Below are 14,970 nucleotides of genomic sequence, written 5' to 3' on the forward strand. Positions count from 1 at the left end.
ACAAAAACCAAAAACACCCGACAAGCTCAACGAATTAAGTGTCCGTTGAACAATATTCAATTTTTTATGAGGTAAATTCTACAGATTTCCCTATGCTCTGGAACGACGCCATAGCCGTCGTGACGGAAACGCTACACATTCTCACTACGCATTGGCTCGGGTGTTTCGGTCTGCAGCACCGCGGATGTGTATGTCGTCGATCAGTGGGATTCAGGCACGCAGAAAGGGCGATCCGCTGGGAATCGCCCTTGTTTTTTAACGCGGAATGGACGACGGATTAAGCGTCCACGAAAATGACCTGTCCCGTGATGAAGCTGTCGACGCATCGCTCGAACGCCTTGCCAACCAGAGCACCGGGCACCGGCTGATAACCCGGCATCATCTCGCCATAAACCGACCAGGCTTCTTCGATGACCGTCGGATTGACGGCGTTAATGCGAATGCCACGCGGTAATTCGTACGCGACACATTTCACGAACGTATCGATCGCGCCGCTCGTCGTGGCGTCCGCAATACCCTGAGGCATCGGCTTGACGTTCAAAATGCCCGAAATCAAGGTGAACGAACCGCCGTCTTCGATATGGTCGAGACCGACTTTTACGATGTTCATCTGGCCGATTAGCTTGCCTTGAATGGTGGCCTCCCATTGCTCATCGGTCATCGACACGAACGGCGCATATTCGCAATGCCCCGCGGCACTCACCACCGCATCGAATTTGCCCACCGATTCGAACAGAGCACGCAACGATGCCTTGTCCGTCGCGTCGACGCGATAATCGCAACCCTCGCCAGAACGGCTGGCCGTGATCACCCGATGATTCGCGAGCCCCTTCATCGCCGCCTGACCGATTTTGCCGCTGGCGCCTATGACGATGACAGTTTTCATTTCTGCTTACCTCGTTTTTTGAAGATGAGGTGGCATGTTAGAAATGGCAGACACCCACGTAAATCAAGTGCGGGTTGTATCCGTTACAAGGACTCGTTGTGCACAGTATCGATCTCAAACATATGCGCGTTTTCTTGCGGCTGGTGCGCGAAAGAAGTGCTTCCAGAGTTGCCGCAGAAATGGGATTGTCGCAGCAGGCGATTAGCGGGTATTTGAAAAGGCTTCGAGAGGCGCTGCCGCATGAGATCTTCGTTCGGCATAGTACTGGGATTGAGCCTACGGACTTCGCGTTGGATATTGCGCGGAAGTTTGAGCGGATTCTTTCGGATGTGGACGACGTGGTGCTGGCGGATTTCGATCCGGCAGCGCTGGAGAGAAGTGTTGGGATTGTTGCGAATGAATACGCGCAACTTTCAGTACTGCCGAGGTTTATCGCGAAGATCCGGGAGGGGGCGCCGAGGGTTTCAGTGCGTGTGATGGATTTTTGTCGGGAGACCCACGCGGAACAACTTGAGCGCGGGGATGCGGATATTGCCGTTGGGTTTGCTAAGTTTTTTGATGATTCGCTAGCGCGGAATGCTCTCGCGGAGGAACGGTACTGTTGCGTGGTCGGGGAAAGGTCCGGGATTGTGGGCGGGCTTCGTAATGTTGCCGATGTCGCAATGTTTCCTCGGGTGGATTTCGCTGACAGTGCAAGTTATTCGCAGGATGCAGTCTCGCAGTTTCTTGCCGCGCATCACGCACTGATCCCTCCCGTCGCAACGCTCGCTTGCTACACCTCACTTAAGCCGTTTCTTGAATTTAATGACGTGGTCGCGTTTGTGCCTTCAGCCATCGCCGATGCGTTTCAGTTGACTCGGCTGCAGTTGGATTCGATGCCGGAGACGTTTGCCACCGCCCTGGGATGGCACCGCAAACGCTCAGGGAATCCGCTGGGGATCTGGCTGCGGGATGTGCTGAAAGAGGTTGTGGTGGGGTAGGGGGCTGGAGAGGAAAACCGTCGATAATGCCTTGCTTCGGTAGTGTCGCTGTATTCCCATACGGCGCCCCCGGCGCCGAGAGGACTCGGTCACGTTCCGCGACCCCGGCATCGCTTGCAAGCGATGCCTTTCGAGTCCCCACGCAATGTGCACTGGCACATTGCTTTCTGGGCAAGCATGAAAAAAGCCGATGATCTTTCGATCATCGGCTTTTTTGTATTTTTTTTGGTGCCCAGAAGAGGACTCGAACCTCCACGGTGTTACCCGCTAGTACCTGAAACTAGTGCGTCTACCAATTCCGCCATCTGGGCCCCGTCAGCTCGCTTACTGCTTGCTCGCTGCGAAGAAGTGAGATTATGCGGATGCGACGCGGGAGTGTCAACACTTACGCGTAAAAAAATTTACTTTCTCTCACCCACCTCGACCCCCACGCTCAAATTCCGCACAGGTGGCAGTTTTCGTGAGGTTTGCCGTATGATTGTCCCTGACTGTAAGACGCCGCTATCCGCGCGTCCTTACAACCCCACGGACCGTCGGGCGCATGGTGCGCCACTCGGCCGGACTCAACCGGCACAGTAACGCTACCGACCTTTGAGCAAATATCCCTATCCGATCCCGAGTCGCGAAGAGATCCTCGGTGTCCTGCGCACCGCAGACTCCGCGCTGTCCGCCAACGATATCGCCGAAGCCCTCGCCATCAAAAAGCAGGAGCGCGAAGGCTTCTTCAAGCGCCTCGCCGCCATGGAACGCGACGATCAAATTCGTCTCGACCGCCGCGGTTACTATCAGTTGACCCACCCGTCCAACTTCATCGCAGGCCGTGTCATCGGCCACCGCGATGGCTACGGCTTCGCCGTACGCGACGATGACGGCGACGACCTCTTCCTCCCCACCGAGGAAATGAAGAAGGTCATGCATAACGATCGCGTCCTCCTGCGCATCGCCGGCTATGACCGCCGCGGTCGCCCCGAAGGCCATATCGTCGAAGTCGTCAGCCGCGCCAACACCCATGTCATCGGCCGCCTCCTCAACGAGAACGGCGTCATGGTCGTCGCGCCCGAAGACAAACGCATCAGCCATGACATCCTGATCCCTCCCCGCGCCCAAGGCAAAGCGAAGGTCGGACAGGTCGTCTCCGTCGAACTCACCGATTACCCCAGCCGTTATAGCCAGCCCATCGGCCGCGTCTCGGAAGTCCTCGGCGATATCGACGACCCCGGCATGGAAATCGAAATCGCCGTGCGCAAGTACGGCGTGCCCCACCAGTTCTCCGCCGAAGCCCTCGCCGCCGCCGGTGCGCTCCCCGACGAAGTCCGTGCCCCCGATCTGCGCCACCGCATCGACCTGCGCGACGTCCCCCTCGTCACCATCGACGGCGAAGACGCCCGCGATTTCGATGACGCCGTGTACTGCGAACCCGCCAAGGTCGGCCGCACGAACGGCTACCGCCTGATCGTCGCCATCGCCGACGTCTCGCATTACGTCGCCGCTGGCGGACCGCTCGACGCCGATGCCCTCACGCGCAGCACCTCCGTTTACTTCCCGCGACGCGTCATCCCGATGCTCCCGGAAAAGCTCTCAAACGGCCTGTGCTCCCTTAACCCGGACGTCGACCGCTGCGTACTCGTCTGCGACGCACTCGTCGCACCGAACGGCGAAGTGAAGGCCTATCAGTTCTATCCGGCCGTCATCCACTCCGCCGCGCGCCTGACCTACACGGAAGTCGCCGCCGTCCTCGGCAATACGAAGGGCGCCGAAGCGCAACGCCGCGCAACGCTACTGCCCCACCTGCAGAACCTGTACGACCTCTACAAGGTCCTCGCCAAGGCACGTAAGTCGCGCGGCGCCATCGAGTTCGATTCGACGGAGACGTACATCGTCTGCAACGCACAAGGCAAGATCGAACAGATCCTCCCGCGTACGCGCAACGACGCCCACCGCCTCATCGAGGAATGCATGCTCACAGCCAACGTCTGTGCAGCCGACTTCCTCAAGCGTCACAAACAACCCGGTCTGTATCGTATTCACGCCGGACCTTCGGGCGAACGCCTTCAGGTGCTGCGTACCTTCCTCAAGACCCTCGGGCTCTCGCTCGGCGGCGGGGACGAACCGGCCACGTCCGATTACTCGGAACTGATGACGCAAATCGAGTCCCGGCCCGATGCGCCCATGCTCCAGACGATGCTCCTGCGCTCGATGCAGCAGGCAGTCTACAGCCCGGACAACATCGGTCACTTCGGCCTCGCTTATCCGGCCTATACCCACTTCACCAGCCCGATTCGTCGCTATCCGGACCTGCTCACGCACCGCGCCATCAAAGCCATTCTCGCGGGCAAGAAGTACGAGCCGGAAATTCCCGCCGGTGTCGAGCTGACGACGGGCCTCTCGCCCCACGCACGCAAGCTGCAAAAGGACGACGACAAAAACAAGAAGTCGCCGAGCGCGAAGAAGCGCGACGCGATCTGGGACGAACTCGGCCTGCATTGCTCCGCCAACGAACGCCGCGCGGACGAAGCGTCCCGCGACGTCGAAGCTTGGCTCAAGTGCTACTTCATGCGCGACAAGCTCGGCGAGGAGTACGGCGGAACGGTCAGTGCCGTCACGTCGTTCGGCATCTTCGTGCAACTCGACGATCTCTTCATCGAAGGCCTCGTGCACGTTACGGAACTGGGCAGCGATTATTTCCAGTTCGACGAAGTCCGCCACGAACTGCGCGGCGAACGCACCGGTATCCGCTATCGACTCACCGACCGCGTGCGCGTGCAAGTGAGCCGTGTGGATCTGGACGCCCGCAAGATCGACTTCCGCCTCGTACGCGAACCGAACGCCCGCTCGCTCGCGAAGACGTCCGGCCGTAGCGAACGCGGCGGTGCCCCGGTGCCGACGCCCGCCGCCGGCACGCCCGGTATCGCTGGCTCCGCCAGCGCCGGCCCAACCATCCGTCAACTGCCCAAGGGCGGCGCACTGCTCAACGGCGTGCAACCTGCACCGGCCGGCAAACGGCCCGCCAAACCCAAGTCCGCGAAGGTGAAAGCCGCGCGTGCAGAGCGCGGCGGAGCCCCCTCGAAGCACAGCGGTAGCGGCAAGGCACCGGCAAAGCGACAAGGTGGTCAGGGCGGACAAGGTGGGCAGGGCGGTCAGGGCGGTCAGGGCGGCCCCGGTGGTCAGACGAAGAAGCCGCGTCGTTAATCGATTCGCGTGCCGTGCACAGCCCCTGCGCTGCGCACGGCACTATGCATCGAACGACGGCGCGGTGAGCGGTTTGCAGTAAGATGGGCGCCTTTGCCGGAAATCACCGGCATCCGGTACCCGCGATGGATTGCGGCGGCGGCGGCCCATGTGGCTCCCGCCGCCGTCGTGCTTTAGGCGACGACAGTTGTGCGTGAAGCAAGCGGCAGCATCCCTCGTCACGGCAACAGACGCCACGGCACACGCTATTTTGAGGAAATGAAATGAGTAAATTGAAAATGCTGTTCGGCTTCCATGCCGTGACCGCACGCCTGCGTCACGACGCCACCAGCGTCAAAGAGATCTACTACGACCCGACCCGTCGCGACCGTCGTATGACGGATTTCCTCAAGGCCGTGGAGTCGTACAAGAACGCCCCGGGCGTCAAGATCAAACTGGTTCAGGCGGACGGCAAACGTCTCGACGGCATGACCGGCACGTCGCGGCACCAGGGCGTTGTGGCGCAAGCTGAGGAAATCTCGCTGGCCCTCAATCTCGACGAACTGCTCGACGGCATCTCGGGCGATCCGCTGCTGCTGATCCTCGACGGCGTGACCGATCCGCACAACCTCGGCGCTTGCCTGCGGGTGGCCGACGGTGCGGGCGCGCACGCCGTGATCGCCCCGAAGGACCGCGCAGTCGGTCTGAACGCCACCGTGGCCAAGGTCGCGAGCGGTGCGGCTGAGACGGTCCCGTACATCATGGTGACGAACCTCGCCCGCACGTTGCGCGACCTCAAGGAGCGCGGCATCTGGGTGGTCGGCACCTCCGACGACGCGCCGGCCGATATCTACGGCACGAAGCTCACCGGCCCGATGGCGATCGTCATGGGCGCGGAAGGCGAGGGCATGCGCCGCCTCGTGGGCGAGACGTGCGACGAACTCATGAGCATCCCGATGGCTGGCGGCTGCGAAAGCCTGAACGTGTCGGTGGCAAGCGCCGTGTGCCTTTATGAGGCCGTGCGTCAGCGCAAGGTCGCGGTCAAGGGCAAGTAAATGTTGCACCGCCCTTGAGCAGGCATTGAGGCTGCCGGGGGGCGATTTTGCCTCGGGGGACGGCGGTCATTGTGTCGACTTCAGCGGCACTCTTGAGCGCGACCCAGAGACCTCATCGGCCTTTTTCGCGTCACCGATGGGACCGGATTCGACAGGAAGTCGTGCGATCGCGCCCAGTGTGCCGTATCGCAACGCGTCAAGCCTGAACTGAAAATTTGTCTCGGAGGACTTGTCATCCAGAGGCCGATTCCGGTTCTCCCCGGCTTGGGTATTAGTCCGCCGCCTTTCGGCGATTAGCTGTTTGACAGCCTCCACTGCGCGCATGCGGGCCTCTCGTTTGACTCGGGCTGTTGCCGCCCGGATTTTGTTTGCCGCAATTCTTGCTGTAGCCTCCCGGGCGTCGCGCTGACTCTTGATGAGCGCCTCCTTTTTGGCGTTCTCCATCACCCTGCGAGTTGCGTCTGCCGTCGCCTGGAATGCGGTGTTGCGGGCTTGCTCTTTGACGCGAGCCAGCGCCTGTTCTTTGACGTAATTCGATGTGGAAGACATTGCCCGCTGCGCCTCAGCACGCGCTTTGGCGGCCTGGAGTTCGGCGGTTCGCGCGGCTTTGCGGGCCAGCCTCGCTTTGAGGGTACGAGCCTCGACGCCCACCTGAGCTTGAATCTCAGGCTGTACACCACTGGGAGTGGATGTGTCGCAAGTCGCGTCGTCGGCGAGCAAAGCCGCGTATCGGGTGCTAGCTGATTTCAGGTGCTCACGGAATGCCGCAGCCATCTGTTCCTCATTCGCGTCGGGGTATCGGTACAAATGCTTTCCGTAGCGCTCGATCGTCGCATCGATGATTTCGCGAATGGCGGGCCCTCTGAGTTCGGCCAGATGTCGGCCGAGTCCCGGCCCAACGCTCGCGAGCACACTTTGCACAATATCGGACGGCGGCGACTCTCCGGGAATCTCCGCGCGCCAGGCCTCGTCAACCATCGCTGTGATCGTGTTCCTCAATTCGCGCTGTTCACCCACGGTCATCGTCGGCATCGCCTCGCGCAGCTCGCTTCGCAGACGCTCCTGCTCCAACTCGATCACGCTACGTTCGGAGATCACCGTTCGGATCGCTTCGAGAACTTCGGGCATCGATTTCCCGGCGCTAACGAATCGATCCACTGTGGCGGGAGCCCGAGGTGAGATTTTCAGATAACGCAGCACCCGAATGCGCATTGCTTCCATAAGGCCACGCTCGCGGCGTGCGTGCGTGAGCGACGGGTTCAGGTCGTCTTGTTTTAAAAGGTGATACACCTGATCCAAATGATTCTCACGCGTGGTCGAGCGTGCGCTCAACAGCTCCAGCCAGAAGCTGCTAAGGAATCGGTTCGCTCTGGCGAGCAGAATCGCTCGCAACGCTTCGGCCGAGACGCCCGAAAGCGTTAGCTCTCGCATCAAAGTGCACCAGGCGCGCGCCAGGTATGAGTCGTTACGTATCCGATAGCCGACCAGGGCGACGTAGATCTTGCCTTCGTTGGAACGAAGCATGGCAACGGTATCGTTGCCGAATGTGGCTTGCTCACGGATGAGCGACGCGAGCAAGTGCAAGTACAGCGCGTTGGCGATGGGGTAGATTTTCGGATGTGCCGGAGACACTGACGAGATACGAAGTGTGCTCGCAATCACGCCGAGCATCTCCGGTTTTAGTAGTGTCTTCGACACTTCGTTCAGCGTCGCGTGATCGTCGTTGATGAGCGCATCGCGCAGGCGGTTGGCGGATGTGGCCAGCATCTTGAGCATACGAATTCGACGATCTTCGCTGATCGGACTCGTGACACCGTAGTCGCGGTGATAGACAAAGCTGATGTCTTGGCCGGTGATCGCTGAGAGTAAGGGCAGGGCCACTGAGCAAGAGTCGCAAGTATCGAGAAAACTATTCACGTGAATGACGGTGATGATCGGGTCCTTGCGCATATCGTGTTCGATGACCGCCGCGAGAATCTGCTCGGCGTCGCGAAATCGTTCGGGTTGCCGGGCGCCGGGCGGGGTTAGGGCGGGCAGATTGACACGTGCCCGCGAGGGGCCCGGCGCGTTGGCGATTGTCGCGATCCGTGCGAGTCGCCGTTTCGCATCGATGTAAGTTATGTCGCCAATATCGACGGCATCCTTGACGTTGCCCATGGCCTCATGAATGTGCAGCCGCAAACCTTCGAGGCGTTCGCTGTCCGAAGTGGCGAAGTAAACATTGACGCCGGACTCAGCGCCGAGCACCGCAAACGCGAGGTTGCCGTTCATTAAATGCATGCGTACGTCGGCAATGCCCGCATCGTGAGAAATGTTCCATTGGCCGTTCTCCTGGAATACCAGATCGTCCCCCAACAGGGTCCTGTAGATATCCAGATCGCGTTTGTGGAAATAGGCGTCAAAGCGTTGACGGCTACGCAACTGCGCGCGGCAGTTCTCCACATAGCTCGTCAGTTCGACAGGAGATGTGAGTGTGTTTAACGCGTTGCGGACTGCATCGGCGTCGGGGGACCCCGGGCGTCGCGTGAACGTGCGCGCCACGTTCAGTGCCGTGAGCGGCGGGTTCTTCATCATGGCGTCAGTCTTGAGCTGACGCTTATGCGCCAGGTATTCGTCGATTTTTTGCTGGTCGTCCCGGTCGTGCGAGTCCAATCGCCGAAGGCGCACCTGAGTGGCGTCGGGGGGAATGGTACTCGTGACGTAAAAGGCGTCTGCATCGGCACAGACAACGATTTGCCCGATGTCCGGGAGCTGTACCCCGACCACCGATTTCTCATACGGCACGCCGTCGACGATATCCGACAGTTCCATGCGAACGAGTGCTGCCTCGCCTTGCCCGTTGTGCAAGGGGGCATTTCTCGCCGATACCGCGCCTGTGATGTGGGGGCGGTAATGGGGCTTGGGGGGCAATCCAAAACGTCGCGCACTGCTTGCGGATAATGCGCTCGGCTGTAAGTCCTCCTCCGACACCGTGGCGAACCGTCCCTCGATGGCAAAGAAGGCGCGCGCTGCATGCCTTTTGTCGGTCGGTACTGCGCTCTCCGAGACATGACGCTTGCGCCCGGGTAAAGGGGCCGGAACAAGACTGACCACCGAGATCGACGAGGGCGTACGGAACAGTCGCTCGGGAAGGTCGTCGTTACTGGTGGCTATATCGGGGGCGGTGGGTGTTTCCCACGTGTGCATAAGGTCGGTGAGTCGAGGGTGCGAGTTGCTTGCCTTAAGACGCGGCCAGGTCCGCGTCGAGTCGGGCACGCGGCCCAACACGTGGCCGGAGGCCATGAAGTCGCTGCTCGGGCGAGTCCGGGGCGGGGCTTGCTCGACTTCATCTGAAGCCGGTCCGCGCAAGGGCGCTGGAGGTGTGTTTCCGATTGGACCTGGGCACATGAATGGCTTGGCGCTTAGCATCCCGCGGCAGATTGGCTTCGAGCTTCGTTCGAGAGCCGCCTGCCGTGCACTGGGCAGTTCCATGGCGCCTGATGAGTTGAGAACAACGCAAATGTCCGCCTCGCCCCGACCGGTGACTTTCAAAAATTGATTGGATGCCGGGCTGCGAACCGCTCACGCCAAGGCGCACAGCGATTTATGGAAGGCCTCGGCCCAGCGCGACTCTAGTGTCACAAGTACCTCCACCAAAGAGCCGAAAAGCGGCGCTGACACTTTGCCTACAATCCATCAAACTTCCGCAGTGGCCGGCCCCTCGTCGCATCAGGCGGCAGCCGACACGCTCGATAATTCCCCGCAAGGCGACACGCCACGGGTATCTCCCGGGCCTCGGGAATCGAGGGAGTTCGTGCGGCCACCGACCGACGCCGTCTCGCCTGCCCGCGCCTCCGAGTGGCCGAAGCTGGTCACTTGCAAGTCTCCGCGAAAGATCAGCGATTTTGGCCTCCCGCCCAAAGCGGAGCGTCAGCTCCTTCAGCCGCCTGCCGAGACGCACATCGCTTCGGCGTTATCGAGTTTTCGCGTCAGCCCGGCGTCCCCACCGCCGCCCGCATCGGAGCCAGTGCCGGGTCCATCGCGGGGTGCTACTGGCAGCGGCGACAAGCATGTGAGTCGGATAGGGCTGTTTGTCCACAATCAGCAATACGTCAGAGTCAATCCCGCTGGCTCTCGTGTTACCGCACTCTCTTCGGAGGACGCCAAAGCGAGGGGCCTTCCGCCAATACCGGCTTTCAATGATTCGATCAAAGGAAGGATTTCAAACGAACTCCCAATGCCGAGTTTCGTCAGTTCCGGGCCGATGGGAGAAGAGGGCGCGCCGCGTCCTGCGCCCTCGTTGGTGCCGCTCGTGCTTTCCGACATCGTGCAAGGCGTGCCATTCGAAAAAGAAATTTTTGGGGCCCGGATCCCGGGCACGACGTCGACAGTGGTTGTCCAGGTGGAGCCGAATCGCTTCCATGCCTCGCGCATGCGGCACGACCATTCCGGGCAGGTGACCTTCGAATGGCTGGATCCCCAAGTCCCGGAAGACGAACGTCTGATCGAGCAGTTTCGGGAGATCAAGCATCAAGTAAAAACCGATACCACCGAACTCCATCGCACGACCAGCTTTTGCAACGTGGTTCACCAGCTTGAGGCCGAACAAATTCGTTCAGGCCAAACGCGGCCGTCATCTGCTGTTACCGACGATGCCTACCGGATTTTCACCTCGGAGCACGCGCAGCGAAAATTCGTCGAAGGCAACAAGGCTAGTATGTCGCGCCGTGAGGTATTCAACGCCGAGCGCGACGAATTCGATCTGGCCGTTTATCGAACGGTGCTCGGATCGGACCTGGTGTTTGAAACCGATGGCGAGTGGAATATCGGGAACCCGGCGGGGGTTGCGGATCTGAAAGCGAGTTTGCGCGAAAGCAACTTTGCATTTGCCGCCGCCGATACTGCCGCTGGCCGCAAAGTCTATTTCTCGTTGTCCGGCGGCGCTCGAGTAGAGGGTCTGAAGCTCGCGATACACGATTCGATGGGCAACGACGACGAGATCAGCGTCGACCATCTCACATTTATCGATGCCAAGCGCCGTCTGGCAAAGTACACCCGTGAGGCCCCAAACGCATCGCGTCGATCCGGTGTGCAGATGAACTTGCCGGTGCTGGACCCCGAGTGCAACACGAACATCGACCGCCGATTCGACGCTGAGCAGATTCTCGCGGCGGTCATTGCTTACGAGGCGCGCGAGCATCCCGTTACGGGGAGCATCCATGTCAACACGATGCTCGATACCTGCGATTCGTGCGCCGGTGCGCTGGGGAGACTGCAAACGCAAACGAAGCAGCCGGTCAGCGTCGTCTATCACCGTGATTATGGCGTCACGACCGCAAACAGCCGGAATCCGGCAGTACGCGCCCTGCAGGAATTCAGTGCCTCGGTCAACGAACTTCACGGGCATCTCATTACGGGGAATTTTGCGCAGATGTACAAGATCGGCCGTCGCCTGCCGACACCGGAAATGCTGGGTGCATTGACGGATTGTCTTCTTGAGGCCAATGGCAGCTACACGAACACTGCGCAATTGGGGATCTTCGGCAACGGTTACTACCTGCGCTTGTTAGGGGTTTTGACGCGTACGGAAGTGGTGCGCTCTGACAACGTCACCGATGCGCTGCTATCCCCGGAAGGTCGCGCTTACGTGTCAATGCTCGGAAGACGTGTGGCCACCCATCCCATGCTTGCCCGAGCATGGGCGAGTCTCTTGCATGAACTCAAGGAAGCCGGGGTGTCTCGCGACACGCTGCTGGAAGTCATGCTAAGCAAGCCGAGCGGCTCGGCACGCTGCTTCTACGTAGAGCTGCTGCGCGCCCCACATGCTCCGCGCGATGGGCGAGACTCGCTGGTCGCGTGGCTCAAAGACGAAGCACTGGTTCCGGGCATCAGGGAGTTACCGCACTATGTCAGCTTGCGCCGGACGCTGACATTGGCAGCGCGTCTGTTCATTCAGATTCAGCCCGCGGAATGTCTTGAGTTCAACCATGTCACGCTCAAGGAGGTCCTCGTCCAGGCACGCGAAGTGCTTTCCTTGTCCGCACTCGACGCTGCAGACAACCAGCGACTGGCTAATCGACTGCGAGAGGCCATGCCCACGATAACGATCGCGGAGCAGCGAGAGTTCCGCGAGATGATTCACGACACCTTGAACGAGGAGTGGCACAAGGTTATGCCCGACACTGCGCCACCGTCACACATCGCGACAACCCTGATCGAAGATCTGGGGCCATCGTACGGCAGAGCGATTATCGGCAGTCGTAAAGCCGCCGTTGACGAGATCATCGCGCGGCGAACCGCAGCCTACGCCGAGTTCCAACAGCGTAATCCTTCCGCAACTCAGAAAGCGCTTCAGGACGTGTTCGATGCGCAGGTCCGGGAGGCACGCAAGGAGTATCGGACGGTGCTTTCCGGAGCAAGCGCCACCGCGTCGGAAAACTTAACGACATCGGCAAGTCAGGCGGTGCAAAGCGTGAAAACCTCCCTGGCTAAACAGCAGGTTCGGCAACAAGTCGAGGATGCGGCGCAAGCGGCCCGAAGCGAAGCGGCCACAGCCGCCAAATCTCAGGCCGAACAAGCGTCGAGCAGCGCGGCGAAATACGCCGCCCAACGTGAGGCAAAGCAAATGGCGTTGGACGCTGTGAGAGCGGCGTCGCTTCAGGCTTATACCGAAGCAAGCAAAGCGGCGAAGCAGCAAGTAGCGGCGCAGGTTCGAAGCGACGCCGTAGCCTACGCCCGACATTCGGCGAAGCAACAAACGAAGCGAGCTGCCGAGGAGTTTACGAGGAACTATTTCAAAAACGAGGCCACCGCTAATCTCGAAAGAGACGTCTGGAGTATGAATGTCCGGTTGGCAGCCTTGAGGGCAACTCCGGCAGACTTGGCGTTTCAGGAAAGGCTGGATGCGCTAAGAGGGGCACCAACGACCAGCGAAATTGAGCAAAGATTTGCGAATTTGCGCAACCCACAACCCGGCAGCAAAGACAAGTCATCGGGACGTCCTGCCATGCCTGCTCAATAACGCGCACTGTCGCGATGGCGGGCCGCGGTCGTTTGTCGGCCGTGGCCCGCCGGACCTTAGCGTGCTGCGTCGATCAGCCCTTCGAGCTTGATTGCATCGGCCGCAAACGCGCGAATGCCTTCCGCGAGTTTTTCGGTGGCCATCGCATCGTCGTTGAGGGCGAAGCGGAACGACGGTTCGTCCGTTTTGACGCGTGCGATGTCGGCCGAGCGCGCGTCCTTCACATCGAGTTGACGTTTGACCTCGCCTTCGGTCGTGCGCAGTTGTTCCAGCAGGGCAGGGCTGATCGTCAGCAGATCGCAGCCGGAGAGCGCCAGAATCTGGCCGGTGGAGCGGAAGCTCGCGCCCATCACTTCCGTGTCGTGGCCAAAGTGCTTGTAGTAGCGATAGATGGCCGATACCGAACGAACACCCGGATCGTTGACACCGGCGTTCGCCGCTTCGTCCCAGTTCGCACCGGCCGACTTCTTGTACCAGTCGTAAATGCGTCCGACGAATGGCGAAATCAGCCGGGCCCCGGCCTCAGCGCACGCGGCGGCCTGCACCAGCGAGAACAGCAGCGTCATGTTGCAGCGAATTTTGTCGCGCTCCAGAATTTCGGCGGCGCGAATGCCTTCCCACGTCGAGGCGATCTTGATCAGCACGCGATCGCGCTCGATGCCTTCGGCTTCGTACATCGCGATGAGCTTGCGGGCGCGAGCCACGGTGCCTGCCGTATCGAACGACAGGCGGGCGTCCACTTCCGTTGAGACGCGGCCCGGCACGATATCCAGAATCTCTTTACCGAAGGCGATCAGCAGACGGTCGATGATCTCGTCCGTCGATGCGGCACGATGCTCGCCGACCACACGCGCGAGGATCGGACGGTAGGCGTCTTTCTGGACCGCACCGAGGATCAGCGAGGGATTGGTGGTGGCGTCTTGCGGCTTGTAGGCATCCATCGCCTGAAAGTCGCCGGTGTCGGCAACGACGATGGTGTGACGCTTGAGTTGATCGAGCAGATTCATGAGAGCGGCCTTGCGAGAGAAGCACTGCGTGACATGACATCCGGCGCGGGGCCGGAACAGCAAGACGGGGCCGGGATGACGAATCACATCAAAAACAGCGAAAAACGGCGCGTCACGTCCGACTCCGGTAAACTTCCGACTTTACCAAACTTTGCCGGAATTCCCCATGACCCAGGACGAACTCAAACGCCTGGTCGGCCAGGCTGCTGCCGACTATGTGAACCAACACGTGCCCGAGGGCAGCGTGATCGGCGTGGGCACCGGGTCCACCGCCAACTGCTTTATCGATGCGCTTGCCGCCCACAAGGGCCGGTATCGCGGCGCGGTCTCCAGTTCCGAAGCGAGCACCGAGCGTCTGCGCAAGCACGGCATCGAAGTGTTCGATCTGAACCAGATCGACAGCCTGCCCGTGTACGTCGACGGTGCGGATGAAATCAATGCGCTCGGCCATATGGTCAAGGGCGGTGGCGGCGCGCTCACGCGCGAGAAGATCGTCGCCTCGGTGGCGAAGGAATTCGTCTGCGTGGTCGATGCCTCGAAGGAAGTGGCTGTACTGGGCGTCTTCCCGCTGCCGGTCGAAGTGATCCCGATGGCACAGGCAAGCGTCGCTCGCGCGCTCGAAGCGCTCGGCGGCAAGCCGCAGGCGCGCGTGCGTGCCGATGGCAGTCCGTACATGACCGACAACGGTTGCGCTATTCTGGACGTGCATGGGTTGCAGATTCTCGACCCGGTGGCGTTCGAGACCAGGATCAACCAGATTCCCGGCGTGGTCACGGTCGGTCTGTTTGCGCAACGCGGCGCGGATATCACGCTCATGGGTACGTCCGAGGGCGTACGCACCATCGACTATAAGAACTGATCCCGGGAGGGCAGG

Annotated in this window: 8 protein-coding genes and 1 tRNA gene; 5 read left to right on the top strand and 4 right to left on the bottom strand. The window is 60.5% G+C overall.

Annotation, left to right across the window (positions count from 1 at the left end):
- Window positions 1–277 precede the first annotated feature (277 nt).
- A complete protein-coding gene (locus PAN31117_RS18800) occupies window positions 278–886 on the bottom strand; it encodes a short chain dehydrogenase (RefSeq protein ID WP_150739548.1) in 609 nt (202 codons plus the stop codon).
- Window positions 887–984: 98 nt separating this feature from the next.
- On the opposite strand from PAN31117_RS18800, the gene PAN31117_RS18805 reads away from it, so the two are divergent.
- The gene (locus PAN31117_RS18805) at window positions 985–1,866 is read left to right on the top strand and encodes a LysR family transcriptional regulator (protein ID WP_150739549.1); all 882 of its coding nucleotides are present in this window, start codon (window positions 985–987) and stop codon (window positions 1,864–1,866) included.
- A gap of 226 nt (window positions 1,867–2,092) precedes the next feature.
- On the opposite strand, the gene PAN31117_RS18810 is transcribed toward PAN31117_RS18805, so the two are convergent.
- A tRNA-Leu gene (locus tag PAN31117_RS18810) sits at window positions 2,093–2,177 on the bottom strand.
- A gap of 280 nt (window positions 2,178–2,457) precedes the next feature.
- On the opposite strand from PAN31117_RS18810, the gene rnr reads away from it, so the two are divergent.
- A complete protein-coding gene (gene rnr / locus PAN31117_RS18815) occupies window positions 2,458–5,055 on the top strand; it encodes a ribonuclease R (RefSeq protein ID WP_150739550.1) in 2,598 nt (865 codons plus the stop codon).
- A 263-nt stretch (window positions 5,056–5,318) separates the two neighbouring features.
- The gene (gene rlmB, locus PAN31117_RS18820; protein ID WP_039398917.1) at window positions 5,319–6,089 is read left to right on the top strand and encodes a 23S rRNA (guanosine(2251)-2'-O)-methyltransferase RlmB; all 771 of its coding nucleotides are present in this window, start codon (window positions 5,319–5,321) and stop codon (window positions 6,087–6,089) included.
- Window positions 6,090–6,155: 66 nt separating this feature from the next.
- Here the strand turns inward: rlmB and PAN31117_RS18825 are convergent, their stop codons facing one another.
- Window positions 6,156–9,371, bottom strand: coding sequence for a coiled-coil domain-containing protein (locus PAN31117_RS18825; RefSeq protein ID WP_150739551.1), 3,216 nt, complete (start codon window positions 9,369–9,371; stop codon window positions 6,156–6,158).
- Window positions 9,372–10,305: 934 nt separating this feature from the next.
- Between PAN31117_RS18825 and PAN31117_RS18830 the strand changes: the two genes are divergently transcribed.
- Window positions 10,306–13,089: a deaminase domain-containing protein gene (locus tag PAN31117_RS18830; protein WP_150739552.1), complete on the top strand. Its 2,784-nt coding sequence runs from the start codon at window positions 10,306–10,308 to the stop codon at window positions 13,087–13,089.
- Window positions 13,090–13,145: 56 nt separating this feature from the next.
- Here the strand turns inward: PAN31117_RS18830 and tal are convergent, their stop codons facing one another.
- Complete coding sequence (gene tal, locus PAN31117_RS18835) at window positions 13,146–14,096, bottom strand: transaldolase (protein WP_150739553.1); 951 nt, start codon at window positions 14,094–14,096, stop codon at window positions 13,146–13,148.
- A gap of 166 nt (window positions 14,097–14,262) precedes the next feature.
- Here tal and rpiA point away from each other — a divergent pair, with 166 nt between their 5' ends.
- On the top strand, window positions 14,263–14,955 hold the full coding sequence (rpiA, locus tag PAN31117_RS18840; RefSeq protein WP_150739554.1) for a ribose-5-phosphate isomerase RpiA: 693 nt from the start codon (window positions 14,263–14,265) through the stop codon (window positions 14,953–14,955).
- The last annotated feature ends 15 nt before the right edge of the window (window positions 14,956–14,970 follow it).

Origin of the sequence: Pandoraea anapnoica (genome assembly GCF_902459765.1) — a bacterium.
Classification (GTDB): domain Bacteria; phylum Pseudomonadota; class Gammaproteobacteria; order Burkholderiales; family Burkholderiaceae; genus Pandoraea; species Pandoraea anapnoica.